Annotated in this window: 23 protein-coding genes; 12 read left to right on the forward strand and 11 right to left on the reverse strand. The window is 70.4% G+C overall.

Features of this window, described 5'->3' with window-relative positions:
• Nucleotides 1-44: 44 nt before the first annotated feature.
• The gene (locus JUB13_RS20605) at nt 45-602 is read right to left on the reverse strand and encodes a TRAP transporter small permease (protein ID WP_328702977.1); all 558 of its coding nucleotides are present in this window, start codon (nt 600-602) and stop codon (nt 45-47) included.
• Entirely contained in the window at nt 599-1,561 is a 963-nt protein-coding gene (locus JUB13_RS20610) for a TRAP transporter substrate-binding protein (RefSeq protein WP_207482212.1), read from the reverse strand. Before JUB13_RS20610 ends, JUB13_RS20605 begins: the two co-directional genes overlap by 4 nt.
• Before the next feature lie 215 nt (nt 1,562-1,776).
• Here JUB13_RS20610 and JUB13_RS20615 point away from each other — a divergent pair, with 215 nt between their 5' ends.
• The 3 genes from JUB13_RS20615 to JUB13_RS20625 all read left to right on the forward strand — a co-directional run bounded on the left by JUB13_RS20615 (nt 1,777) and on the right by JUB13_RS20625 (nt 5,570).
• A complete protein-coding gene (locus JUB13_RS20615; protein ID WP_207482214.1) occupies nt 1,777-2,730 on the forward strand; it encodes a GlxA family transcriptional regulator in 954 nt (317 codons plus the stop codon).
• 129 nt (nt 2,731-2,859) lie between these two features.
• Nucleotides 2,860-3,306 (forward strand): (2Fe-2S)-binding protein, encoded by a 447-nt coding sequence (locus tag JUB13_RS20620; protein ID WP_207482216.1) that lies wholly within the window; start codon nt 2,860-2,862, stop codon nt 3,304-3,306.
• A gap of 11 nt (nt 3,307-3,317) precedes the next feature.
• A complete protein-coding gene (locus JUB13_RS20625) occupies nt 3,318-5,570 on the forward strand; it encodes a xanthine dehydrogenase family protein molybdopterin-binding subunit (RefSeq protein WP_207482218.1) in 2,253 nt (750 codons plus the stop codon).
• 31 nt (nt 5,571-5,601) lie between these two features.
• Here the strand turns inward: JUB13_RS20625 and JUB13_RS20630 are convergent, their stop codons facing one another.
• Nucleotides 5,602-6,462, reverse strand: a complete 861-nt coding sequence (locus JUB13_RS20630; RefSeq protein ID WP_207482220.1) for a pirin family protein — start codon at nt 6,460-6,462, stop codon at nt 5,602-5,604.
• A 237-nt stretch (nt 6,463-6,699) separates the two neighbouring features.
• Between JUB13_RS20630 and JUB13_RS20635 the strand changes: the two genes are divergently transcribed.
• From JUB13_RS20635 to JUB13_RS20645, 3 genes are read left to right on the forward strand one after another with little or no spacing between them, the layout of a single operon-like run.
• Complete coding sequence (locus tag JUB13_RS20635; protein ID WP_207482221.1) at nt 6,700-7,095, forward strand: VOC family protein; 396 nt, start codon at nt 6,700-6,702, stop codon at nt 7,093-7,095.
• A 34-nt stretch (nt 7,096-7,129) separates the two neighbouring features.
• Nucleotides 7,130-7,672 (forward strand): twin-arginine translocation signal domain-containing protein, encoded by a 543-nt coding sequence (locus JUB13_RS20640; RefSeq protein ID WP_211115603.1) that lies wholly within the window; start codon nt 7,130-7,132, stop codon nt 7,670-7,672.
• 28 nt (nt 7,673-7,700) lie between these two features.
• Nucleotides 7,701-9,272 carry a GMC family oxidoreductase gene (locus JUB13_RS20645; RefSeq protein WP_207482222.1) on the forward strand — a complete coding sequence of 524 codons (1,572 nt, stop codon included), beginning with the start codon at nt 7,701-7,703 and terminating at the stop codon, nt 9,270-9,272.
• A 98-nt stretch (nt 9,273-9,370) separates the two neighbouring features.
• On the opposite strand, the gene JUB13_RS20650 is transcribed toward JUB13_RS20645, so the two are convergent.
• From JUB13_RS20650 to msrB, 3 genes are all read right to left on the reverse strand, one after another.
• Complete coding sequence (locus JUB13_RS20650) at nt 9,371-9,733, reverse strand: ribbon-helix-helix domain-containing protein (RefSeq protein ID WP_207482223.1); 363 nt, start codon at nt 9,731-9,733, stop codon at nt 9,371-9,373.
• 89 nt (nt 9,734-9,822) lie between these two features.
• Nucleotides 9,823-10,476: a peptide-methionine (S)-S-oxide reductase MsrA gene (msrA, locus tag JUB13_RS20655; RefSeq protein ID WP_207482224.1), complete on the reverse strand. Its 654-nt coding sequence runs from the start codon at nt 10,474-10,476 to the stop codon at nt 9,823-9,825.
• A 20-nt stretch (nt 10,477-10,496) separates the two neighbouring features.
• Entirely contained in the window at nt 10,497-11,006 is a 510-nt protein-coding gene (gene msrB / locus JUB13_RS20660) for a peptide-methionine (R)-S-oxide reductase MsrB (RefSeq protein WP_456237118.1), read from the reverse strand.
• A gap of 193 nt (nt 11,007-11,199) precedes the next feature.
• Between msrB and JUB13_RS20665 the strand changes: the two genes are divergently transcribed.
• Nucleotides 11,200-12,723: an SNF2-related protein gene (locus tag JUB13_RS20665; protein WP_207482225.1), complete on the forward strand. Its 1,524-nt coding sequence runs from the start codon at nt 11,200-11,202 to the stop codon at nt 12,721-12,723.
• Nucleotides 12,723-13,430 (forward strand): HAD family hydrolase, encoded by a 708-nt coding sequence (locus JUB13_RS20670; RefSeq protein WP_236025095.1) that lies wholly within the window; start codon nt 12,723-12,725, stop codon nt 13,428-13,430. Before JUB13_RS20665 ends, JUB13_RS20670 begins: the two co-directional genes overlap by 1 nt.
• Before the next feature lie 9 nt (nt 13,431-13,439).
• On the opposite strand, the gene JUB13_RS20675 is transcribed toward JUB13_RS20670, so the two are convergent.
• The 4 genes from JUB13_RS20675 to JUB13_RS20690 all read right to left on the reverse strand — a co-directional run bounded on the left by JUB13_RS20675 (nt 13,440) and on the right by JUB13_RS20690 (nt 18,804).
• A complete protein-coding gene (locus JUB13_RS20675) occupies nt 13,440-14,519 on the reverse strand; it encodes an ABC transporter ATP-binding protein (RefSeq protein ID WP_207482227.1) in 1,080 nt (359 codons plus the stop codon).
• On the reverse strand, nt 14,516-16,723 hold the full coding sequence (locus tag JUB13_RS20680; RefSeq protein WP_328702978.1) for an ABC transporter permease: 2,208 nt from the start codon (nt 16,721-16,723) through the stop codon (nt 14,516-14,518). Before JUB13_RS20680 ends, JUB13_RS20675 begins: the two co-directional genes overlap by 4 nt.
• A gap of 87 nt (nt 16,724-16,810) precedes the next feature.
• A complete protein-coding gene (locus tag JUB13_RS20685; RefSeq protein WP_207482229.1) occupies nt 16,811-17,842 on the reverse strand; it encodes an ABC transporter substrate-binding protein in 1,032 nt (343 codons plus the stop codon).
• Nucleotides 17,843-17,994: 152 nt separating this feature from the next.
• On the reverse strand, nt 17,995-18,804 hold the full coding sequence (locus tag JUB13_RS20690; protein ID WP_207482230.1) for an inositol monophosphatase family protein: 810 nt from the start codon (nt 18,802-18,804) through the stop codon (nt 17,995-17,997).
• Between the two features lie 101 nt (nt 18,805-18,905).
• Here JUB13_RS20690 and JUB13_RS20695 point away from each other — a divergent pair, with 101 nt between their 5' ends.
• The 4 genes from JUB13_RS20695 (at nt 18,906) to JUB13_RS20710 (ending at nt 22,101) form a co-directional block, all read left to right on the forward strand.
• Entirely contained in the window at nt 18,906-19,688 is a 783-nt protein-coding gene (locus JUB13_RS20695) for an SDR family oxidoreductase (protein ID WP_236025096.1), read from the forward strand.
• 43 nt (nt 19,689-19,731) lie between these two features.
• The gene (locus JUB13_RS20700; RefSeq protein WP_236025097.1) at nt 19,732-20,610 is read left to right on the forward strand and encodes a MurR/RpiR family transcriptional regulator; all 879 of its coding nucleotides are present in this window, start codon (nt 19,732-19,734) and stop codon (nt 20,608-20,610) included.
• A 26-nt stretch (nt 20,611-20,636) separates the two neighbouring features.
• The gene (locus tag JUB13_RS20705) at nt 20,637-21,275 is read left to right on the forward strand and encodes a hypothetical protein (protein ID WP_207482233.1); all 639 of its coding nucleotides are present in this window, start codon (nt 20,637-20,639) and stop codon (nt 21,273-21,275) included.
• 148 nt (nt 21,276-21,423) lie between these two features.
• A complete protein-coding gene (locus JUB13_RS20710) occupies nt 21,424-22,101 on the forward strand; it encodes a porin family protein (RefSeq protein WP_207482234.1) in 678 nt (225 codons plus the stop codon).
• A gap of 71 nt (nt 22,102-22,172) precedes the next feature.
• Here JUB13_RS20710 and iolG read toward each other — a convergent pair whose 3' ends face one another.
• Nucleotides 22,173-23,159, reverse strand: a complete 987-nt coding sequence (gene iolG, locus JUB13_RS20715) for an inositol 2-dehydrogenase (protein WP_207482235.1) — start codon at nt 23,157-23,159, stop codon at nt 22,173-22,175.
• Nucleotides 23,160-23,208 lie beyond the last annotated feature (49 nt).

Below are 23,208 nucleotides of genomic sequence, written 5' to 3' on the forward strand. Positions count from 1 at the left end.
ATGGCGTATTTCCGGCCGGCGGATTGCTGGATGAACCTTGGGATCTATTGCGCGGTCTCGAGCTCGCGGTGCTCGGGATCGAGCCAATGCGCGAGCACGGCCAGCACCGTGACGGATGCCCCCACGGGCAGGGCCGCATATGCCCAGGCGATGGAGACCTCGAGCCCCGCCAGGTTCTGCGACTGGACGCGCAGCATCATCTGGTATCCGAACCAGCCGATGATCCCCAGCAGGGTCAGCGATGCCGCCGGGATGAAAAGCCCCAGCAGCGTCGCGAACCAGCCGCGGGCGCGCCGCTGCGCGAGGTCGACCGAGATCATGGACCCCTGCCGGAAGGCTGCCATGATGCCGAGATAGACCATCCAGATCAGCAGCGTGCGCGTCAGGGCCTCCGACCAGACGGAGGGCTGCTGCAGCACGAAGCGTGTCACCACCTGGTAGAAGCCTGCGGCGACCGCGACCGCGAGGCACAGGCAGGCGGCCGTGGTGACGATCAGGTTCACCGTCCGCTCGAAGGCGAGGAACGCCTTCACCAGGCTGCTGCGCCGGGGGGCGTCGCGCCGCGGGGGGGTCCCCGCGGCGCCGGCTGCGCTGGCCGTCACTGGAAGTTCCGGATGCGGTCGAGGTTCTCCTTGCCGAACCGCTTGGCATAGTCCTCGTAGGCCGGTGCGAGCGCCTGCTGGAACTGGGCGCGGTCGACGTCGGACACCACCTGCATTCCGGCCGCGCGCAACTCGTCGACGCCGCTCTGCTCGACCTTGGCGACGAATTCGCGCTGGGCCTTCGCCGCCGCCTTCGCCGCCTCGGTCCACGCCTTCTTGTCGGCGTCCGACAGCCCGTCGAACAGCGACTTGTTGGTGATGAACAGCGTGGGCGAATAGACGTGGCCGGTCAGCGTCAGGTGCTTCTGCACCTGGGCGAACTTGGAGGCCGTGATCACGGGGATCGGGTTCTCCTGGCCGTCCACCGTGCCTTGCTGCAGCGCCGTGAAGACCTCGGTGAAGGCCATCGGCGTCGGCAGCACGCCAATCGTCCGGAAGGCCTGCATGTGGACCTGGTTCTCCATGGTCCGGATCTTCAGGCCCTTGGCGTCCTCGGGCTTGTTCACGGCGCGCACGCCGTTGGTGAGGTGGCGGAACCCGTTCTCGCCCCAGGCCAGCGCGACCATCCCCTTCGCCGGGAACTTGGCCTGGATCTCCTGGCCGATCGGCCCGTCCAGCACGGCATGGGCGTGCTTGGCGTCGCGGAACAGGAACGGGACGTCGACGATCAGCACCTCGGGAACGAAGTTGCCGATGGGACCTGTGGAGGTGATGACGAGGTCGAGGGTGCCGATCTGCACGCTCTCGGTCATCTCGCGCTCGGCGCCGTTCGGGGTGATGACGGTCTTGAAGCGGTTATTGGTGAGCTTCGCCAGTTCCTCCGAGAAGGTCCGCGCCGCAATCCCGTAATGGGAGTTGGAGGCCGTGGGATGGCCGACCTGCACGGTCTTCTGGGCGTAGGCGCCGGTGGATGCGAGCACCGCGAAGGCGGCGACCGCGGCGAGGCGCGTCAGGTGCATTCTTCCCTCCCTATGGGGTCCTGTTGCCGGCGGCGCCGTTGGCCCGCCTGATTGTTCGCCGCTCCAGTCTCCCCGCCGGGCGCCGGGTGTCAATCGATTCTGCTGGAATTCGCGTAAAGCGGTGCCGGACCGCCGAGGATGCTGACAAGGCCTGCCGATCGGCGCTATCTGTCATGAATCAAGGGTATGCGGCAAAATCAGACATCGAGGTGGCCATGCGGACAGTCAGCTTCGTCGTCTCCGACGGCTTCCAGGTCATGGGCCTTGCCCCGCTGACCGTATTCGAGATCGCGAACCGCACGTTGGACGAGCCCGGCTACGACATCCGCATCGTTTCCGAGCATGGCGGGCCCGTGCGCAGCTCGCTCGGCTTCACGGTGGAGACCGAGCCCGTCGGCGCGCGCCATCCCGACACCGTCATGGCCGTCGGCACGCTGGTCCCGGCGCCTTCCGCTCCCGCGGTGCTGGACTATCTGAGGGCGACGGCGGTCCATTCGCGCCGCGTAGCCGGCATCTGCACGGGCGCCTTCGTCCTGGCGCAGGCCGGGCTGCTCGACGGGCGGCGGGCGACCACGCACTGGGCCTTTGCCAGGACCCTGCAGCGTGCCTACCCCGGCATCCGCGTCGAGGAGGACCGAATCTTCATTTCGGATGGCAGGGTATGGACCTCGGCGGGCATGAGCGCCGGGATCGATCTCGCCCTCGCGCTCCTGGAGGAGGACTTCGGGGCGGCGATGGCGAAGACGGTGGCGCGCAGGCTCGTCGTCTATCACCGCCGCCCCGGGGGACAGTCGCAGTTCTCCGCCCTTCTCGAGCTGGAGCCGAAGTCTGACCGGGTCCGCCGGGCCCTGACCTACGCGAAGGAGCATCTGACCAGCCCGCTGTCCGTCGAGGAGCTGGCCGCGGCAGCAAGCCTCAGCCCGCGCCAGTTCAGCCGCGTGTTCCGGCAGGAGACCGGCCAGTCGCCGGCAAAGGCGGTGGAGAACCTGCGGCTCGAGGCGGCCCGGTCGATGATGGCCGAGGGGCGGCACCCCATGGACCTGATCGCCCGCGAGACCGGCTTCGCCGACAGGGAGCGCATGCGGCGGGCCTTCCTGCGCGCGTATGGCCAGCCGCCCCAGGCGCTGAAGCGGGCTGCTTCGGCGGACCGCCAGGCAAAGGTCGCCTGACCGGTCCGGGGACGGCGCAAGCGGCGCCGGAAGGCCGCCTCGTGTCCTGAAACGTGGTCTTTTCGACATGGGAGGCGCCCGGCCGCGCGCATAGGCTTTGCCGGCAACCTGATGCCGCGAGGCCCCCGCATGACCGAGATCACCGTCAACGGCCGCATCCACGAGGTGGCGGTCGAACCCGAAACGCCGCTGCTGTGGGTGCTGCGCGACACCCTCGGTATGACGGGAACCAAGTACGGATGCGGCATCGGCCAATGCGGTGCTTGCACGGTGATGATCGACGGCCAGGCGACCCGTTCCTGCCAGGTGCCCGTCGAGAGCCTCGGCGCCGCCAAGGTCGTCACGATCGACGCCATCGAGGACGACGAGGTCGGCCGCCGCGTCGTCGATGCCTGGGTGTCGGTCCAGGTCGCGCAGTGCGGCTACTGCCAGTCCGGCCAGGTCATGGCCGCGACGGCCCTGCTCAAGGGCAACCCGCGGCCCACCGACCGGGACATCGCCGATGCGATGACCGGCCTGTGCCGCTGCGGCACCTACAACCGGATCGCCGAGGCGGTCCGGCTGGCGGCAGGCTGAGGGAGGCCGGCATGAGCAGCTTCGACCATCCGTCCTTCACTGCCGCCGCCGGCCTCGTCCGGACGGCCGGCGTAACGAATGTCTCGCGCCGCGGGTTCCTCGGCTTCGGGGCCGGGGCCCTGGTCCTGGGGGCACTGCTTCCGTCCGGCGGGGCCCTTGCCCGGGCGGAGGGCCCAGCGGCCGTCGCGCCCAGGCCCGGCACCCGGGTCGCGGCCTTTCTGGAGATCGGGCCGGACGGTTCGGCAAGGCTCCTCAGCCCCTTCGTGGAGGGCGGCCAGGGCATCAGCACCGGTCTCGCGCAGATCGTCGGCGAGGAGCTCGATCTCCATCCCGCCCGCTTCACCGTCGACTGCGCCCCGCCCGGTCCCGACTACGCCGTGGTCAACGGGCTGCGCCTGACCGGCGGCAGCTTCTCGACCCGGTCGAGCTACGGCGTGATGCGCCGCCTGGGCGCGACCGCGCGCGACATGATGATCAGGGCCGCGGCCGTCCGGCTGAACGTCCGCCGGGACGAGCTCGCCACGGAGGACGGCCGGGTCGTCCATGCGAAGTCGGGCCGCTCACTGGGCTATGGGGATCTTGCCGCCGATGCCCTCGTGCTGAAGCCAGACGAGGCGGTGCAGCTCCGGGACCCCGCGACGTTCCGCTACATCCGGCAGCCCATGGGCCGTCTGGACGCGCGCGCGAAGTCGACCGGAAAGACGGTCTATCCCATCGACCAGAAGGTCGATGGCATGCTATACGCCGCCGTCCGGCATGCCGGGCATCTCGGCACCGAGCCGCTCGCCCTCGGCAACGAGCCAGAGGTCCGGGGCATGCCGGGCGTGCACTCGGTGCACCGGCTGCCGGGAGCGGTGGCCGTCGCGGCCGACAGCTGGTTCCGGGCCCGCAAGGCCGTCGAGGCGCTGGATGTAACCTGGTCCGAGCCCAGGCCCACCGGGATCGACACGGTGGCGGCCGACTACTCCTCGGGCGGGATGCTCGCCGCGCTCAAGGCCTCGAAGGAGGCCGGCATCCCGGCCGAGAAGGACGGCGACACCGCGGCGGCCTTCGCGGGCGCGGCCCCGACGGTCGAGGCCGAGTACGACGCCCCGTACCTCGCCCATGCGCAGCTCGAGCCGCCCTCCACCATCGCCCGCTTCAATGCGGACGGAACGCTCGAGCTGTGGGTCCCCAACCAGATGCCCGAGGTTTTCCAGGCCGTCGCCTCGGGGATCGCCGGTCTGCGGCCCGAGCAGGTGATCGTGCATTCGCCCACGCTCGGCGGCTTCTTCGGGCGCCACTTCATGTATGCCCCCGCGAACCCGTTCCCCCAGGCGATCCTCCTCGCCCAGGCGACGGGGCGGCCGGTCAAGGTCCTGTGGTCGCGGGAGGAGGAGTTCCTGATGGACGCGGTGCGCCCGCTCTCGTTCAGCCGCTTCCGGGCGGCCCTGGACGGCCGGGGACAGCCTAGCGCCGTCGAGGTCCGGACGGTCGGCGAGGGGCCCATCGGCCGCTGGTTCGGCGAGGTCATCAAGAGCCCCGTCGACAGCTCGGCCGTGGAAGGGTTGGTCGAAAAGCCCTATGCAATCCCGAACCGCAGCTTCTCCTTCGTGAAGCTGGCCCATCCCGTGACCATCGCCTTCTGGCGGTCGGTCGGCCATTCCATGAACGACTTCTTCTACGAAGGCTTCCTGGACGAGATCGCCGAGGCCGGCGGAAGGGATCCGTTTGAGCTGCGGATGGAGCTGCTGAAGGACAGGCCGCGGCACCGCGACCTCCTGAGCGCCGTCGCCGATCTTTCCGGGGGCTGGCGGCGCGGCCCCTACGAGGCCGGGGACGGGCGCCGCGCGCGCGGCGTCGCCATGGCCTCGCCCTTCGGCTCGGAGACGGCGACGATCGCCGAGGTGTCGATCGAGAACGGCCAGGCCCGCATCCACGACATCTGGATCGCCGTCGACCCCGGAAGCGTCGTGAATCCCGCGATCGTCGTCTCTCAGGTGGAATCCGCGGCCGCGCTGGGCGTCTCGGCGACCCTGTTCGAGGAGATGGCCTACGAGGGCGGCACCCGCCAGGCACGCAACTACGACGCCTATCCGATCCTGACGCGCGACGCGATGCCCAGGATCCATGTGAGGATCGTCGAAAGCGGCGCACCCATGGGCGGCGTGGGGGAAGTGGGCCTCCCCGGGGTGCCGCCCGCCGTCGTGAACGCGGTCGCGGCGCTGACGGGCCAGCGGATCCGGAGCCTTCCGCTGTCCAAGGCCAGGCTCTCGGGCGTCTAACGGGGGGCGTCCGGGAAGGACGCCGACGGGTTCAAGCGCCGGCCCAGCTCCCAAACCTGCCGGCCCGGTAGTCCTGCACGGCCTGGGCGATCTCGGCCTGGGTGTTCATCACGAAGGGGCCGTGCGCGACGACCGGCTCGCCGAAGGGCTGGCCATGGCCCAGCAGGACGAGCGAGTCCGCCGCGGCCTCGAAGGCCACCGTGTCGCCCTCGCCGAGCTCGGCGAGCTCGAATGCGTCGATACGCCGCGTGCCGACCTCGACCGCGCCGCGCACGACGTAGAGGAGCACCGTCCGCCCGGGCGCCACGGGCATCGCGAACCGGCCGCCGGCGGCCGCCTCGACCCACAGCATCTGCACGTCGGTGGGCGAGCGGACCGGCCCCTCGCGCCCGTCATAGGCGGCCGAGACGAGGTTCACGCGCACCCGTCCCCCGTCCTCCTCGATGGCTGGGATCTGGTCCCGCTGCAGGCCGACATAGCGCGGCTCCGTCATCTTCAGCCGGGCCGGCAGGTTCACCCAGAGCTGCAGGATCTCGAGCGGGCCGCCGCCGCGCCTGAAGGATTCCGGCGACAGCTCGGCATGGATCAGGCCGCTGCCGGCCGTCATCCACTGCACGCCGCCGGAGCCGATGACGCTCTCGTGCCCGCCGGAATCCTGGTGGGCAAGCTCGCCCTCCAGGATGAAGGTCACGGTCTCGAAGCCACGGTGCGGATGGGGGCCGAAGGGCAGGCCGCGGTTCCCCGGCGGGTAGCTCTGCGGCCCGTGGTGGTTCAGCAGCAGGAATGGGTCCAGCAGCGCCAGCGACGGACCCGGCAGCGGGCGCCGCGTCACGAGCTCGGCGATGTCGTCCCGCTCGGCGGCGTGGATGCGGACGACCGGTCTGGCTGTCATGGCTGGTGCTCCTTCAGGGTGCGCCGGGTCCGACGCTGCGCCGAAGATGGGGCCGCGGCGGCGGCAAAGCCACGGGGCAGGCGGGGGCGCCGGATGTCGGCGCATGGCGGCCGGCATCGGTCGCAGGCATATCGTCAGCCATACGGAAAATCGTCATGTAGTACATAGTTACCACCACGTCCCTCCAGGCCGGGCCTAGGCTTCCCAGCAATGGCGACGCAGGGAGGATCCGAAACCGTGGCCAAGGCGATCCACACCATGATCCGTGTCCTGGACGAGCACCGCTCCCGGGACTTCTACAAGAACGCCTTCGGGCTCGACCTGGCCGAGCGGTTCGAGTTCGACGGCTTCACGCTGGCCTATCTCCGCAATGCCGAGAACGACTTCGAGGTCGAGTTGACCGTGAACCACGGGCGGACCGAGCCCTATGCCCTGGGAGACGGCTACGGCCACCTCGCGCTTTGCGTCGACGACCTCGACGCCGAGCACCGGCGCTTCACGGATCTCGACTATGCCCCGAACCCCATCAAGGAGTTCATGCGCGACGGTGCCCTAATGGCGCGCTTCTTCTTCGTCCAGGACCCCGACGGCTACAAGATCGAGGTCCTCCAGCGCCACGGCCGCTACCGCTGACCGAAGCCGCACGAAAAGAGCGAGGGAGGAAATGATGAGCCAGGCAATTCACGGCGCGATCGGACGCCGCGGCTTTCTCGCGGGGACCGCCTCCGCCGCGGCGGCCACGGCGATCCTTGTCAGCGGCGGCGCGATCCTCAAGCCATCCGAGGCCTGGGGCTACGAGGTCAAGGCCCTGAAGCCCGGGACCATGCGCACGCTGGTGAGGATGGCGCGCGACATCTATCCCCACGACCGCCTGGCCGACCGCTTCTACGTGGTGGCCGTGAAGCCGCAGGACGAGGCGGCCGCCAAGGATCCGGCGATCCGCAACCTGCTGGAGAACGGCGTCGCGACGCTGGATGCGGCCGCGAAGTCCAAGCACGGCACGCCCTTCGTCGAGGTCGGCTGGGAGGCTGACCGGGTGCGGCTGCTCCGCGGCATGGAGACCGATCCCTTCTTCCAGAAGGTCCGCGGCGGGCTGGTCACCGGCCTCTACAACAACCAGGAGGTCTGGCCGCTCTTCGGGTACGAGGGCGAGAGCGCTTCCAAGGGAGGCTATCTCGAGCGCGGCTTCGACGACATCGAGTGGCTGTGACGCACCGGCCCGGCGGGAGGATGGAACCATGGCAGCACAGTTCGACCTGAACGACGACGGGCTCGTCGTCATCGTGGGTTCCGGCGCCGGCGGCGGCACGCTCGGGACCCAGCTCGCCCTGAAGGGCATCAGGACCGTGATCCTCGAGGCGGGCGGCCGCCACGAGATCGAGGATTTCCAGAACGACGAATGGGGAAGCTTCGCGCAGATCTCCTGGCTGGATCCGCGGACGACCTCCGGCACCTGGCGGGTGGCGAAGGACTTCGCGGGGCTTCCGGCCTGGATCGTCAAGGCGGTCGGCGGATCGACGATCCACTGGGCCGGCGCCTCGCTGCGCTTCCAGCCCCACGAGTTCAAGGCCCGGACGACCTATGGCGAGGTCGCGGGCGCGAACCTCCTGGACTGGCCGATCACGCTGGAGGAGCTGGAGCCCTACTACGCCAGGGCCGAGGACCGCATGGGCGTGACCCGCACCAACGGAATCCCCGGCCTGCCGGGCAACAACAACTTCAAGGTCCTCAAGGCGGGGGCGGACAAGCTCGGCTACAAGGCGTGCCATACCGGGCGGATGGCCATCAACTCGCAGCCCCGCGACGGCCGCGCCTCGTGCCGGCAGATCGGCTTCTGCTTCCAGGGCTGCAAGACCGGCGCGAAATGGTCGACGCTCTATGCCGAGATCCCCAAAGGGGAGGCGACCGGCAACCTCGAGGTCCGGCCGAACTGCCAGGTCCTGAAGATCGAGCACGATCCCCAGGGCAAGGTGACCGGCGTCGTCTACGCCGACGGGGACGGCAACCTGCAGCGCCAGAAGGCGCGCGTCGTCGCCGTCGCCGGCAACTCCATCGAAAGCCCGCGCCTGCTGCTGAATTCGGCCTCGAACCTGTTCCCCGAGGGGCTCGCGAACTCCTCCGGCCAAGTCGGCCGCAACTACATGCGGCACATGACGGGTTCGGTCTACGGCGTCTTCGAGGACAAGGTCCGCATGTACCGGGGCACGACCATGGCCGGGATCGTCTCGGACGAGGCGCGCCACGACCCCTATCGCGGCTTCGTCGGCGGCTACGAGATGGAGACCCTGTCCCTGGGCCTGCCCTTCATGGCGGCCTTCCTCGACCCCGGCGCCTGGGGGCGCGAGTTCACGAGCGCGCTGGACGGCTACGAGCACATGGCCGGCATGTGGCTTGTCGGCGAGGACATGCCGCAGGAGCGGAACGGCGTCACCCTGCACAAGGAGACGAAGGACAAGTACGGGATGCCGGTCCCGAACGTCCATTTCGACGACCACCCCAATGACGTGGCCATGCGCAACCATGCCTATCGCCAGGGGGCGGAGCTCTACAATGCGGTCGGGGCCGTCCGCACCTTCCCGACGCCGCCCTATCCCTCGACCCACAACCTCGGCACCAACCGCATGAGCGAGCGGCCGCGCGACGGCGTCATCAACAAATGGGGCCAGGCCCACGACGTCGGGAACCTGTTCGTCTCGGACGGCTCGCAGTTCACCACCGGCGGGGCCGAGAACCCGACGCTGACCATCGTCGCGCTGGCGCTCCGCCAGGCCGACTACATCGCCGAGCAGATGGGCCGCAACGCCATCTAGGCGCGATCGGACCCGTGCCGTGCGGCTCCGGCCGCGCGGCACGGCGTCTCGTTCCGGGGGCAGGGAGGCCTACGCGGCCTCCGGGTGGACAGGGAGGTCTACGCGGCCTCCTGGCTACAGTGCGCGGCCTTGGCCGGCCCGTCGATGCCGAAGCTCAGGGCCGCCTCGCGCCCGAGGGCGTCCAGGGCCGGCGTGCCGCCCCTGACCTCCTGGGCGTAGGTCAGGCAGGCGCAGCGCAGAAGGCCCGCGAAGTTCCTCCTTTCGACCCCTTTGGCAAGGACCTCGTCGTGCAGCTTCGACAGGAAGCGGCCCAGCGAGACGCCCTGGATCCCGGCGATTTCCTCGAGTGTCCTCCAGAACGCGGCTTCGAGGCAGACGCTCGTGGAATGTCCGCTCAGCCGCACGCGCTTCGTCACCATCTCGAAGCGGCGGGGGTCCTGGTCAGCGAAGATGCGGCACATGGGTTCAGGCCTCCTCCCGACACGTCACTGACCTTAACCCGGGACGGCGGGGAGGAGGGCCGGTGCGAAAGGATGAGAAAGGGAGCTGCTCAGCTTCCCGGCTGATCGGCCGGGGGCGGCCACTTGCCGGCCGCCGGGCCCCAGAGTTTCTCCAGCCGCGCGTCGCGCCCGCAGGCATAGCGGTAGTAGGCGTATTTCAGGCTGTGGGTCTCGTGGTAGTTCTGGTGGTAGGCCTCGGCCGGGAAGAACTCCTTGGCATCCAGCGCCGCCACCACCGTCTCGATCTTGCGGCCGAGCCGGCGCTCGATCTCCGCCTTGGACGCCTGGGCCTGCTCGAGCTGCGCCGGGGTCGTGGCGTAGATCGCCGTGGTGTAGCTCTCCCCGCGGTCGCAGAACTGGCCGCCGCCGTCCACGGGGTCGATCGTGCGCCAGAAATAGGACACGAGCTGCGTGAAGCTGACCCTAGCCGGATCGAAGGTGACGCGCACGACCTCGCGGTGGCCGGTGCCGCCGGCCGTGACCTGCCGGTAGGTCGGGTTGGCCACATGCCCCCCGGCGAAGCCCGAGACGGTCTCCAGGACGCCGGGAACCTTGTCAAAGTCGGACTCGACGCACCAGAAGCAGCCGCCGGCCAGGATGGCGGTCTCGGTCCTCGGGGCCTCCTGCGCCGTGGCCGCCCCAGGGGCGGCCCATGGGGCGGCAAGCAGCCCGAGGGCCAGGACGAGGATATGGATCGGGGTCATGGGACGGTTACTCCGGCTTCTCAGGCGGTCGCGGGGCGGAAGGTCATGGCGACCCCGTTCATGCAGTAGCGCAGGCCGGTGGGCTGCGGCCCGTCCTCGAAGACATGGCCGAGATGGCCGCCGCAGTTCGCGCAGTGCACCTCGGTCCGCGTCATGAAGAAGCTGCGGTCGACTGAGGTGCCGATCCCGCCCGGGAGCGGCTCCCAGAAGCTCGGCCAGCCGGTCCCGCTCTCGTACTTCGTGCGCGCGTCGAACACCGGATGGCCGCAGCCCGCGCAGGCGAAGATGCCGGGGCGCTTCTCGGCGTTCAGGGGGCTGGTGCCTGCGCGTTCGGTCCCGTGGTCCCGCAGCACCGCGTATTGCTGCGGGCTCAGCCGCGCCTTCCATTCGGCCTCGGACAGCGTGAAGGGGAAGCGGGCCTCGGGTCCGGCGGCCCCTCCGGGCGCGGCCTTTCCAGACAGGGCCCTCAGGCCAGTCGCCGCGACCCCGGCGGCGGCAAGGCCGCCCAAGAGGACTCGTCTCGTCATCATCCAATGCCTCCATGGGGCAGGTTCGAGCGTGAGGATGGTCCGTACAGGCGGCAAGCGCCAATCACGCTTCGGCCACGCCCGCTCACGCCCCCGTGAGGCCTGCGCCGTGAAGCCCGGGTCGAGGCGGCGCACGGGAGGCTCCGCCCGCGGCGCCGGTTGCATCCGCGGCCGCCGGAACCCCACATTGGCGGGGATGACAGATCTCTTCGGCGCCGGGGCCCCGGCGCTCGTCCCCCATCCCCACCAGATCGAGGCGCGCGACAGGATCCTGTCGGCGCGCGCGGCCGGCCGCTGGGGCTTCCTGCTCGGCGACCGGACTGGGCTGGGCAAGACCCTCTCGACCTGGCTGGCGGTCGCGGCCATGCCCGAACCCGACGTGCTGATCGTCTGCCCTCGCGGCGCGATCCCGCAGTGGCGCCAGACCATCGCGCGGGCGGGAATGGCGGCGAAGGACGTCACCATCACCAACTACGAGCGCACCAAGGCGCTGCTGCGGCCGGCGGCTCCCACGCAGCGCCGCTCGACCCGCGCCCGCAACAACGAGCTCGCGCGTACGGGGATGCCGGTCCGCGCCTATTCCATCGTGGTCTTCGACGAGGCGCACCGGCTGCGCAATCCCTACGCCCAGCAGACCATGGCCTGCCGGGCCCAGGCGGATGCCGCCCGCTTCCGCATCTTCCTGAGCGCCACGGCGGGACAGGCGCCGCATGAGCTCGGCTATCTTGGGCCGCTGCTGGGCGAGGCGGCCGGCCAGCCGACTGGCGATCTCGCCGAGTTCCGGGGGCTCATGAAGCGGCTGGGCATCGGCCGGGCCAAGGGGCGCTGGACCAACTGGCGCTGGGAGCCCAACGAGGCGGACCGCCGGACCATGGCCGACCTGCTCTATGCCGGGCCACACGCAATCGGGCTGCGCCGCCGCCCCGAGGACATCGCGGGCTGGCCCGAGGTGCAGCGGGCGCTGGTCCCGACGGCGCTGGACCGCGGCGAGCGGCGGCTCTACGAGGCGACCTGGCGCGAGTTCCGGCGCGAGCTCGGCCTGGCCGGGGGCAGCACGCGCCGGCCCGCCGGCTGGGCGGCCGACCTGCGCTTCCGCCAGAAGGGATCGCTGCTGCGCGTGCGCGGCACCGCCGACCTCGCCGAGGAGCTGCTGGAGAACGGCCATCAGGTCTCGGTCTCGGTGGCCTTCCTCGAGACAGGCGCCATGCTGGCGGATGCGCTCGGGGCGCGGGGCTGGCGCACGGGGCGCATCACCGGCGAGTTCGCGGCGCCGGAGAACGAGGCGACGCGGGTCGCGTTCCAGACGGGCGCGCTGGACGCCGTCGTCTTCACCGCCACGGAATCCATCTCGCTGCACCAGGGCGAGATGCCCGGCGGCGACAGGCCACGCGCGCTGGTGATCCACGACATCCGCTATTCCGCGATCCAGATGCAGCAGGTCGAGGGCCGCTGCCACCGGGACGGGCGGGCGGCCGCGGTCTGGTACGCCTATGCCGAGGACACGGTCGAGGAGAAGGTCGCCGCCGCGGTGATCGCGCGCATGATCGCCATGGACGGCATGGCGGGCGACGACACCGCGCTGCTGGAGGAGATCTCGGCGATCCTGTCACAGGCTGCGGAAGGAGCCGTCGGGGGCGAGGCGCCCGTCCACGATCCGGCAGTCGACGATCCGGCAGTCGACGATCCGGCAGTTGACGCCGGGGCGGTCTTCGGGACGTGATGGCGGCCGCAACGACCGACGGGCGGGGGATCATGATGGGGCAGGCGGCCGAGCGCGCGGGAAGCATCGACAGGGCAAGCATCGACACGGTGGTCTTCGACCTCGGCGGCGTGCTCGTCGACTGGAACCCGCGCTACGCCTACCGGCCCCTCTTCGACGGCGACGAGGAGGCCATGGAGCGCTTCCTGGCCGAGATCTGCACGAGCGCCTGGAACCACCAGCTCGACGAGGGGCGGCCTTTCGCCGAGGCGATCGCCGAGCTCTCCGCGCGCCATCCCGACCAGGCGCATCTGATCCGCGCCTGGTGGGACCGCTGGCCCGACATGCTCGGCGGCGTGATCCCCGAGACGGTCGCGCTGCTGGAGGCCCTGCACCGCGACGGCGTGCCGCTCTATGCCATCACCAACTGGTCCGGAGAGACCTTTCCCATCGCGCGCGGCCGGTTCGAGTTCCTGAAGCTGTTCCGGGACATCGTGGTCTCCGGCGACGAGCGGCTGGCCAAGCCCGACCGGCGGATCTTCGACCTGCTGGTGGCGCGCGCCGGCATCGATCCCAGGCGCTCGGTCTTCATCGACGATGCGCCGAAGAATGTGGCGGCGGCCGAGGCGCTGGGATTCGCCGCGGTGCATTTCACCGGGGCCGAGGATCTGGCCCGCCGCCTGCGCGCCTATGGTTTCCTGGGCGGGTTGCCGGGCGTGGCCCCCTGAGCCCGTCCCTCAGACCGAGACCAGCGCCAGGCCGCGGCGCTCCAGCGCCAGCAGCACCGAGGTCCCGGGCGGGTAGCCGGCCTCGGAAGACTGGGTGACGAAGACCTCGCCCAGGTCCGTCGCCAGCGTGTATTCCCAGTGCGAGCCCAGGTATGTCGCCTTGCGGATCTCCGCGGGCAGCGCCGAGAGGCCGGACAGCGCCTCGACCCCCGTCATGAAGGCGACTGCCCCCGGGCGGACCACCAGCTTGGCGGTGCCGGGCATGGCGTTCTCGGACGCCTCGACCTGGACCCGGACCGGCCCGACCTGGACGGTCGCGACGCCGTCCGCGATCTGGGTCACCTCGCAGGGCAGCAGATTGGCGCCGCCGATGAAATCGGCGACGAAGGCGCTGGCGGGCCGCCGGTACAGCTCCCACGGCGTGCCGATCTGGGCGATGCAGGCCTGGTCCATCACGATGATGGTGTCTGAGACCGCCAGCGCCTCCTCCTGGTCGTGCGTCACGTAGACCGAGGTCAGCCCCAGGCCCTGCTGCAAATCCCGGATCTCCTCGCGCATGCGGCGGCGCAGCTTGGCGTCCAGGTTGGACAGCGGCTCATCGAAGAGCAGGACGCGCGGCTCCAGCACCAGGGCGCGGGCGACCGCGACACGCTGCTGCTGGCCGCCCGACAGCTCGGACGGCATGCGCCGCTCGAAGCCCGACAGGCCGACCAGCGCAAGGCCCTGGCGCGCGCGCTCCTCCTGCTGGGGCCGGGTCTCGCCGGACCCGGCCAGGCCATAGGCCACGTTCTCCAGAACCGTCATGTGGGGGAACAGGGCATAGGACTGGAAGACCATGCTGACGTCGCGCTGCATGGGGGGCAGCGTCGTGACATCCTCCCCGCCGATCAGGATCCGGCCGGCGGACGGCACCTCCAGCCCCGCGATCATGCGAAGCGTCGTGGTCTTCCCGCAGCCCGACGGACCCAGGAGCGTGGCCAGCGTGCCGCTGCGGATCGTGAAGGAGACGTCGTTGACCGCGACCACGCGGCCGTACTGGCGGCTGACCGAGCGGAACTCGACGCTGGCGGACCGTCCGGCGAAGCTCATGCGGCGACACTCCTCTGGGCCAGCGGGGCGGCGCCGTTGCGCCGGCCCAGGCGCCGCTCGCCCACGAGCAGCTGGATCAGTGCGACGCCGGCGGTCATGAACACGATCAGGGCCGAGCTGTAGGCGATGGCGACGCCGAAGTCGCTGACCTCGACCCGGCCGACGATGTAGGCCGTCGCGAGATTGTACTGGGCGCTGACCAGGAAGATCACCGCGCTGACCGAGGTGATCGCCCGCACGAAGCTGTAGACCAGCGAGGCCACCACGGCCGGGCGCAGAAGCGGGAGGATCACCCGGCGGACCGTCGCGAAGCTGCCGTGCCGCAGCGTCAGCGAGCATTCGTCCAGGCTCTTGTCGATCTGGGTCATGGCGGCGATGCCGGCCCGGATGCTGACGGGCATGTTCCGGAACACGAAGCAGATCACGAGGATCAGCCCGGTGCCGGTCAGCTCGATCGGCGGCACGTTGAAGGCCAGGATGTAGCTGACCCCGATCACGGTGCCGGGGATCGCGAAGCTCAGCATCGTCACGAACTCGAACGCCCCCTGTCCCGCGAAGCGCTGCCGGTTCAGCAGATAGGCCGTCAGAAGCCCGATCGCCGCCGTCAGCGGCGCCGCGATGGCGGAGAGCTCGATGGTGGTGAAGAAGGAGGGCCAGGCGCGTCCGGTCCATTGCAGCCCCTCCGCGTCCCACACGATCCCGAAGGCGGTCGCGTAGTGCTCCAGGGTCAGGGTGTTGTCGATGCCGAAGGTCCTGACGAAGCCTCCGAACAGCACCAGCGCGTAGAGCGCCACGGTGAAGGCCATCCAGGGCACGGTCGAGCCGTAGACCAGCCAGCGCACCCGCCGGGGCAGCGGCGTGGGCAGACCCGCATCCCCCTTGCCGGACAGGGTCGTGTAGGAGCGGCTGCCGAGCCAGCGCCGCTGCACGACGAAGGCGCCCAGGGTCAGGCAGAGCAGCACGATGGCGAGGGCCGAGGCCCGGCCCGGATCCGTCTGGCCGCCGACGACGGCGTAGAAGATCTGCGTGGACAGGACCTCGAAATTGCCGCCGAGGACCAGAGGATTCCCGAAATCCGCCAGGCTCTCGACGAAGCCGATCAGGAATGCGTTGGCGAGGCCGGGACGCATCAGTGGCCAGGTCACCGTGCGGAAGCTGCGCCAGCGGCTGGCGCGCAGCATCTGGGCGGCCTCCTCCAGGGTCGGGCTCATGCCCTGGACGACGCCCACCAGGACCAGGTAGGCGATCGGCGTGAAGGCCAGGACCTGGACGATCACGAGCCCGGTGAAGCCGTAGACCCAGCGGGACGGGGGAATGCCGAACGCCTGCTCCATCAGCAGGGTGACGGTGCCGTTGCGCCCGAAGATCAGGATGATGCCCAGGCCGATCACGAAGGGCGGGGTGATCACCGGGAGCACGGTCAGCGCCTTGAGGACGCCCTTGCCCCTGCGGCCGAAGCCCGTGCGCTCGGCCAGCAGGGCGAAGGCCAGGCCCAGCAGCGTGGTCAGCACGCCGGTTGTGACCGCCAGCGCCAGGCTGTTCCAGAGCACGCCGCATTGCGCCCGCCCACCCAGGCAGGCGAGGCCCCAGATGTTGCCCGTGGTCAGGCGTGCGGCCAGCTCCGCCGTCGAGAAGCCGCCGGCCTCGTCGACCGCGGCGGCCAGCAGCACCTTGGAGACCGGGTAGAAGACGAAGAGCAGGATGCTGGCGATCACGGTACCGATCGCCCCCGTCACGAAGGCATCACCGCGCATGGTGCCGCGGCGCGCGAGGCCCGTCGTGAACACGTAGAGGCAGGCCGCCGCCGTCAGGAGGGCCCCCCAGCCCATGCCGAACTGCCGGGCCTGGATGCGCCCGAACGCCTCCGTAAGCCAGGGCTGAGTCCAGCCCCGCGCGCCGATGACGAAGCCCTGCGCCAGCAGCCAGGCCAGGCCGAAGAGCCCCGCGGCCGCCATCATGGTTCCCGCCAGGCGGTCGCCCCGGGGCCGGCGCGCGGCGATGAGCGGGACCAGCAGCGCCGCGACCGGCGGCAGCAGCCACCAGCGGCCATGCGCCAGCCCCTGGACCAGGGCAGGGGCGGTGTCGCGGTCGGGATAGGCGCCGAGCCACGAGAAGGCCAGAAGACCGTCCTCGAGCATGTACCAGGGCAGGAGGGCAAAGCCCAACCAACCCGCCGCCAGCACGGCCGTGAAGGGAGTTCTCACCAATGGCCTCGCGCTGCCTGACTGGACCGCGTCGGTGTCGCTCCGGACGGAGCACCCGCGGGCATGCCCCGCGGGTGCTCCGTTGGGTCAATTGCCGAGAACCTTGATCTCGGCGTCCCAGCGTGCCAGCAGGCGCTTGCGCTCGTCCGAGGAGCCGAACTTCTTGAAGTCGTAATCGATCAGCTTGATCTGGTCCATCTTCGGAGCCTGCGCGGGGATCGGCGCGGCGCGGTGCGACGGGTTCTGGTAGCTCGCCGCCTGGGCGCCCAGGGCCTGGGCCTCGGCGGACAGTGCCCAATCATACCATTTCTTGGCGTTCTCCAGGTTGCGCGCGCCGTCGATGATGCTCATGGAGCCGATCTCGAACCCGGTTCCTTCGCAGGGCGGGACGGCGGCCACCGGCAGGCCCTTGATCGCCGGGGTGATCACGTCGTGCAGGAAGGCGATGCCGATCAGCGTCTCACCCCGCCCGGCCGCCTGCGCCGGCGCGGCGCCGGACTTGGTATACTGGTTCACGTTGCCGTTGAGCTGCTTCAGATAGGCGAAGGCCTTGTCCTCGCCCCAGAGCTGCACCAGCGTCGCGATGAAGGTGTAGGCCGTGCCCGAGGCGTTGGGATTGGCAACCTGGACCTCGCCCTTGTATTCGGGCTTGGCCAGGTCGGCCCAGCATTTCGGCGCCGGCAGGTTCTTCTTGGCAAGGGTCTCGGTGTTGTAGCCGTAGCCCAGCGCGCCGAGATAGATACCGACGGTGCGCCCGCCCGCGATCCCGTGCTGCGCGGCCGCCCAGGGGTGCAGCTCCTTCAGAAGCGGCGATTCGTAGGGCATGGTCAGCTCTTCCTCGGCCGCCTGCAGGTGCGGGTCGCCAGTGCCGCCCCACCAGACGTCGCCCTTCGGATTGGCCGCCTCAGCCTTGATCTGGGCATAGGTCTCACCGCTGCTCTTGCGGGTCATGGCGACCTGGATGCCGGTCTTCTTCTGGAATTCGTTGACCATGAGCTGACACCACTCCTCCTGCACGGAGCAGTAGAGTGTGAGCTTGCCCTGCGCCTGCGCCTCCGCTGCGGCCAGCCCGCCCATGGCGGCGAGCACGCCGGCCAGCGCCACTCCCTTGACGTTCATGCCTCCCTCCCGGATGTTCTTCGCCGCGCCGCGAAATCTTGTTTGAAATGCGGATTATCCGCTTTCGAAAGAGTGCGGCCCGGGTCCTGGATTGTCAATGTCGCCCGGGCGGATAGGCGGAACGTTTGTTCCGGACCTTGATCCCGCATTCCTCAGGACAGGTCCAGGCCCAGGAGCCCGCACACCGCTTCGGCCAGGCCGGCCGGAGCGGCCAGGATCGGGTTGCCGCGGCTCAGCCCGCCATCCCTCAGGAAGTCGTTGGTCCAGCCGCCGGCCTCGCGGACGAGGACGAGGCCAGCCAGGACGTCCCAGGCATTGATGTGCATCTCCACATAGCCGTCCAGCCGGCCATCGGCCACATGCGCCATGTCGAGCGCGCCGGTGCCGGAGCGGCGGTACTCGCAGCCGGCCTCCAGCAGCAGGTGCGAGATGCGGACGTGATCGGCCACCGGACGCCGGTAGGAGAAGCCGTTGCCGATCATCGCGCCTTCCAGCGAGGTCCGTCGGGACACCCGGATCGGCTCGCCGTTCCGGGTGGCGCCGTGCCCGTGCCGCGCGCTGAACAGCTCGTCCTGGACGGGGTCGTAGATCACGCCGATCTCCGCCCGGCCGTCCCGCACCAGGGCGATCGAGACGCACCAGCCGGCGCGGCCGCGCACGAAATTGGCAGTCCCGTCGATGGGATCGATTACCCAGACGGCCGTGGCCTCGTCGATCCCCGCGCTGGCCCCGCTCTCCTCGCCCAGGACCGCGTCCTCGGGAAAGGCCGCGGCGATGCGCGCCTTGATCAGATCCTCCAGCGCGCGGTCGGCCGCGCTCACGAAGTCCTGGATGCCCTTGAGCTCCACCACCAGGTCCGGGTCGCGCTGCAGGCGCAGCGCCAGAAGCCCGGCCTCGCGCGCGATGGATTCCGCCACCATGCGCCGCAGCGCGGCCCCGCAGGGACCTGGCCCGTCCGTCATGAATGAAATGCCTGTTCTATGTCTGTGGGATCACTGCTACATCTGTGCCGTTTCAAGTCAAGCCCGATCGGAGCGGACCGGGCGGTGCAGGAGGGGCCCCCTTGCCAGTCGATCTCGGCGGACGCGTGATCATCGTGACCGGCGCGACCCAGGGCGTCGGCGAGGCCGTTGCCCGCAATGCCGCGGCCTGTGGCGCCGCGGGGCTCGTGATCTGCGGCCGCGACGAGGGCCGCGGGCGCGCCGTCGCCGCCGATCTGGAGGCGCAGGGCTGTCGGACGGTGTTCCAGCGGGCCGAGCTGGAGCGGCCCGATGACTGCCGTGCCGTGGTGGCCGCGGCCGACCGCCGCTTCGGCCGGGTCGACGGTCTCGTGAATGCGGCCGGCGCCACCGACCGCGGCCATCTGGAGGACACGACGGTCGAGCTCTGGGACCGCCTCTTCGCCGTGAACGTGCGCGCGCCCTTCCTTCTGATCCAGGAGTCCGCGGCGCTGATGCGGCGCGAGGGGATCGCCGGCTCCATCGTGAACGTGATCACGATGTCGAGCCATGGCGGGCAGCCCTTCCTGGTGGCCTATTCGGCCTCCAAGGGCGCGCTCGCGACCCTGACGAAGAACACCGCGAACGGTCTGCGCCGGCACAGGATCCGCGTGAACGGGATCAACATGGGCTGGTGCGACACGCCCAACGAGGATCGCGTCCAGCGCGAGGCCATGGGGCGCGGCCCCAGCTGGCTTGCCGAGGCCGAGGCGGACCAGCCCTTCGGGCGGCTGGTCAAGCCCGCGGACGTCGCGCGTCTCGCCGCCTTTCTCCTGAGCGATGAATCGGGGATCATGACCGGCGCTCTGATCGATCACGATCAGAACGTCATGGGGGCCTATGACTGAGGTCCCGCAGCCATTGCGCATCGACGAGCGTGGGAGCCCGGCCTTGGACGCCATCACCAGCGAGACTCCAGCGAGCTTTTCGGCGCTCGAAGCCGCGATCGCGCAGGTCCACGGCACGCTGAGCCCCCGCCTGCGCCAGATCGCCGAGTTCGCGCTGGCGAACCCCAACGACATGGCGCTCGAGACGGTCGCCGTCGTGGCCGAGCGCGCCGGGGTCCAGCCCTCCTCGCTGATCCGTTTCGCGAAGGTCCTGGGCTTCGACGGCTACACCGACATGCAGCGCGTGTTCCGCACGCGCCTCGTCGACGGCATGCCGAGCTACAAGGAGCGCGTGCGCACGGCCGGAAGCGCGCGGGGGCTGGAGACGCCTGCGGATGTCCTCGACCATTTCGCCCTCGCCGGGATCCAGGCGCTGGAGCACCTGCGCCAGGAGATCCGGCCCGAGGAGCTGGACGCCGCGGTCGCGCTGCTGCGCGGCGCTGAGCACGTCTATTTGATGGGCCAGCGCCGGTCCTTCCCGGCCGCGGTCTATTTCGGCTATGCGCTGGGCCAGCTCGGCCGGCGCGTCGTGCTGCTGGACGGGATCGGCGGCATGATCCGCGAGCAGGCCCAGTCCATGACGCCGCGCGACGTGCTCCTGGCCGTCAGCTTCAAGCCCTATTCCGACGAGACGGTGGAGGTCTGCCGCCTGGCGGCCGGGCGCGGCGTGCCCGTCCTGTCCCTGACCGACGGCAGCCTCAGCCCGCTGGCGCCGCTGTCGACCGTGCGCCTCGTCGTGGACGACGCCCAGGTGGACGGGTTCCGATCGCTCAGCGCGACGATGTGCCTGGCTGTGGGCCTGATCGTCGCGCTGGGCAAGGCGCTGGAGACGCCGGCCAGGGCGCCCGCCAAGGCCCCGTCGCGCCGCAAGCCCCGGGCCTGAGCGGCATGGCCGCGCAAGCCCGATCTGTGGGCGCAGCGCCGGACGAGGGCCGCCGCCACCTGGGCTTCCTGACCGCTGCCGGGACGGCGGCGCTCGCGGATCGGGGCGTCGCCGTCCTCGATCCGGGCTCGACCCTCGTCTCGCCCGGCATCGACTGGGGCCGGGGCGTGGTGCTCTACCCCGGGACGGTGGTGCAGCGCCTGGACGGCGCGGTGGCGGTTGGCGCCGGGACGGTGCTGTTCCCGGGCACGCGCATCGTCGCCGCGGGCGGCTCCGTCCTGGTGGAGGAGGCGGCCGAGATCGGCGAGGAGGGCGGCTTCACGCTGAAGGCCGAGGAAGCCGGAATCCGCATCCGCGTCGGCGCGGGAGCCCGGCTGCTGGGCGGCGGCTCGCTGGCGCGTTCCAACGAGATCGGGCGCGGGGCGCAGGTGCTGGGACCGATCCGTTGCCAGGACTGCGTGCTCGGTGATGGCGGCACGCACCGCGAGCCCGATCCCGACCGGCGCGGCGGCGTCCTGAAGGGCACGGGCGTCGCCCGCGGGATCACGGTCCCCGCTGGCCACGTGATACAGGCCTTCGGCCTCTTCGCCGAGGCGCCGCTGCGCCGCCAGATCGAGTTCCATCCCCCGCCTGCCGGGCGCGCCGGAGAGTATCCCGGCGACTGAGTCGCAGGACCGGCTGGGGAGTGGCCGCCGCTGCACCGGCCTAGAATGTTGCGATATCGCAACGAGGCGCTCTTTTGTTCGTTCCCGTGCTGTTCGCCGGCCTCGGAGGTGCTATGACGCCGCACCTTTCCAGCCTGCGGAGTTCACCATGCGTACCGCTCTCGCGGTTACGGCAGCCCTCGTGCTTCTCGGCGCCGCTTCCGCCCATGCGCAGGATGCCCGTCCCGCCACCTTCGGTCCCAGCGCCAGCACGCTGGGCCTCGGCGCCGAGGCCGGCTTCCGCTTCAACGACAGCTTCGGCATCCGTGGCGGCGCCAACTATCTGAGCTGGTCGACCAGCCGCGAGATCGGCGGCATCGACTACGATGCCGATCTCCGGCTCGCCTCGGGCGGTCTCGTCGGCGACTACTACCCGCTCGGCGGCGGCTTCCGCATCTCGGCGGGCCTGCGCATCAACGGCAACAAGGCCGACATCTCGGCGGTGCCCGGCCCATTCCAGACCGTCGATCTCGGCGGGACGACCTATACCGGGTCCGAGATCGGCCGGCTCGACGGCAAGGTCGACTTCAACCGCTTCGCCCCCTATCTCGGCCTCGGCTACGAGGCGCGGCTGAGCGATGCCCTCAGCCTGTCCTTCGATGCCGGCGCGCTCTGGCAGGGCAAGCCCGACGTATCCCTGAGGGCGACACCGGGCGCTGCGCTGCCGCCGGCGGCTGCAGCGCAGCTCGCCGCGGATGTGGAGCGCGAGCGGCGGAACGTCGAGGACGACCTGGAGCCGTTCCAGTTCTTTCCCGTCGTCAGCATCACCGCCAAGTACCGGTTCTGATGCCGTGATCCCGCGGGCGTGACGGCGGGCACGGGCTTCCGGACCGATCCGGGAACCCGTGCCCGCCACGCTCAGACCGCGACCGGCTGCCCCTGCTTCAGCGATGCGATGGCGGCATCCGCGAGCATCAGGGCGCGCCGCCCGTCCTCGCCGCCGGGGTTCGGCGGGGTTCCGGCCTCGACGGCCGCGATGAAGGCGTCGATCTCGGCCTGGTAGGCGGCGGCGTAGCGCTCCAGGAAGAATGGCATCGGCTTGTCGCCGGTGATGCCGCCCGCACCCGCCTCGCTGACCGTCGAGATCGGCACGTTGGCGGCCTGGAGCATGCCGCCGGACCCGTGCACCTCGATGCGCTGATCGTAGCCGTAGACCGCCCGGCGCGTGTTCGAGATCACCGCCTGGCGGCCGGACGGCGTCGTCAGGACCACGGTCGCCGTATCGATGTCGCCGAGCCGGCCGATTTCGGGATCGACCAGCACGCTGCCGACTGCGTGCACCAGGGTCGGCTCCTCGCCGAGCAGCCAGCGCGCCATGTCGAAGTCGTGGATCGTCATGTCGCGGAACATCCCGCCCGAGCTGCGGATGTAGCCCGCGGGCGGCGGGCCGGGGTCGCGGCTGATCACGATCACCTGCTCGACCTTGCCGATGCGGCCCTCGTCGATGCGGCGCCTGAGCTCGGCGAAGTTGGGGTCGAACCTGCGGTTGAAACCCAGCATCAGCGGGACGCCGGCCTTGGCGACCGTCGCGAGGCAGGCGTTCACCCGCGCCTCGGACAGGTCGATGGGCTTCTCGCAGAAGATCGCCTTGCCGGACCGGGCCGCCTCCTCGATCAGGTCGGCATGGGTGTCGGTCGGGCTGCCGATCACCACGGCGTCGATGGCGGGATCAGCGAAGACCGAGCTGGCGTCGCAGACCACGGCGCCCACGGATTCGGCGAGCGCCCGGGCCGCGTCGTCCTGGACGTCGACCAGCCGTGCGAGGCGCGCGCGCGGGTGCGCCGCGATGTTGGCGGCATGGATGCGGCCGATCCGGCCTGCGCCGAACTGCGCGAAGGTGAGCATGGCGGTGCGTTTCCCTGGGCTTGGTCCGGCCTCGGCCGGCGGTTGCGGT

This window comes from Arenibaculum pallidiluteum (assembly GCF_017355985.1).
GTDB lineage: Bacteria > Pseudomonadota > Alphaproteobacteria > Azospirillales > Azospirillaceae > Arenibaculum > Arenibaculum pallidiluteum.

What these genes read in the sequence shown, in the direction of transcription:
- JUB13_RS20650 (WP_207482223.1), bottom strand. Translation starts at nt 9,733, where the DNA reads ATGTGCCGCATCTTCGCTGACCAGGACCCCCGCCGCTTCGAGATGGTG.
- JUB13_RS20640 (WP_211115603.1), top strand. Translation starts at nt 7,130, where the DNA reads ATGAGCCAGGCAATTCACGGCGCGATCGGACGCCGCGGCTTTCTCGCG.
- JUB13_RS20630 (WP_207482220.1), bottom strand. Translation starts at nt 6,462, where the DNA reads ATGACAGCCAGACCGGTCGTCCGCATCCACGCCGCCGAGCGGGACGAC.
- JUB13_RS20710 (WP_207482234.1), top strand. Translation starts at nt 21,424, where the DNA reads ATGCGTACCGCTCTCGCGGTTACGGCAGCCCTCGTGCTTCTCGGCGCC.
- msrA (WP_207482224.1), bottom strand. Translation starts at nt 10,476, where the DNA reads ATGACCCCGATCCATATCCTCGTCCTGGCCCTCGGGCTGCTTGCCGCC.
- JUB13_RS20625 (WP_207482218.1), top strand. Translation starts at nt 3,318, where the DNA reads ATGAGCAGCTTCGACCATCCGTCCTTCACTGCCGCCGCCGGCCTCGTC.
- JUB13_RS20670 (WP_236025095.1), top strand. Translation starts at nt 12,723, where the DNA reads ATGGCGGCCGCAACGACCGACGGGCGGGGGATCATGATGGGGCAGGCG.
- JUB13_RS20675 (WP_207482227.1), bottom strand. Translation starts at nt 14,519, where the DNA reads ATGAGCTTCGCCGGACGGTCCGCCAGCGTCGAGTTCCGCTCGGTCAGC.
- JUB13_RS20615 (WP_207482214.1), top strand. Translation starts at nt 1,777, where the DNA reads ATGCGGACAGTCAGCTTCGTCGTCTCCGACGGCTTCCAGGTCATGGGC.
- JUB13_RS20645 (WP_207482222.1), top strand. Translation starts at nt 7,701, where the DNA reads ATGGCAGCACAGTTCGACCTGAACGACGACGGGCTCGTCGTCATCGTG.
- msrB (WP_456237118.1), bottom strand. Translation starts at nt 11,006, where the DNA reads ATGATGACGAGACGAGTCCTCTTGGGCGGCCTTGCCGCCGCCGGGGTC.
- JUB13_RS20620 (WP_207482216.1), top strand. Translation starts at nt 2,860, where the DNA reads ATGACCGAGATCACCGTCAACGGCCGCATCCACGAGGTGGCGGTCGAA.
- iolG (WP_207482235.1), bottom strand. Translation starts at nt 23,159, where the DNA reads ATGCTCACCTTCGCGCAGTTCGGCGCAGGCCGGATCGGCCGCATCCAT.
- JUB13_RS20685 (WP_207482229.1), bottom strand. Translation starts at nt 17,842, where the DNA reads ATGAACGTCAAGGGAGTGGCGCTGGCCGGCGTGCTCGCCGCCATGGGC.
- JUB13_RS20610 (WP_207482212.1), bottom strand. Translation starts at nt 1,561, where the DNA reads ATGCACCTGACGCGCCTCGCCGCGGTCGCCGCCTTCGCGGTGCTCGCA.
- JUB13_RS20690 (WP_207482230.1), bottom strand. Translation starts at nt 18,804, where the DNA reads ATGACGGACGGGCCAGGTCCCTGCGGGGCCGCGCTGCGGCGCATGGTG.
- JUB13_RS20665 (WP_207482225.1), top strand. Translation starts at nt 11,200, where the DNA reads ATGACAGATCTCTTCGGCGCCGGGGCCCCGGCGCTCGTCCCCCATCCC.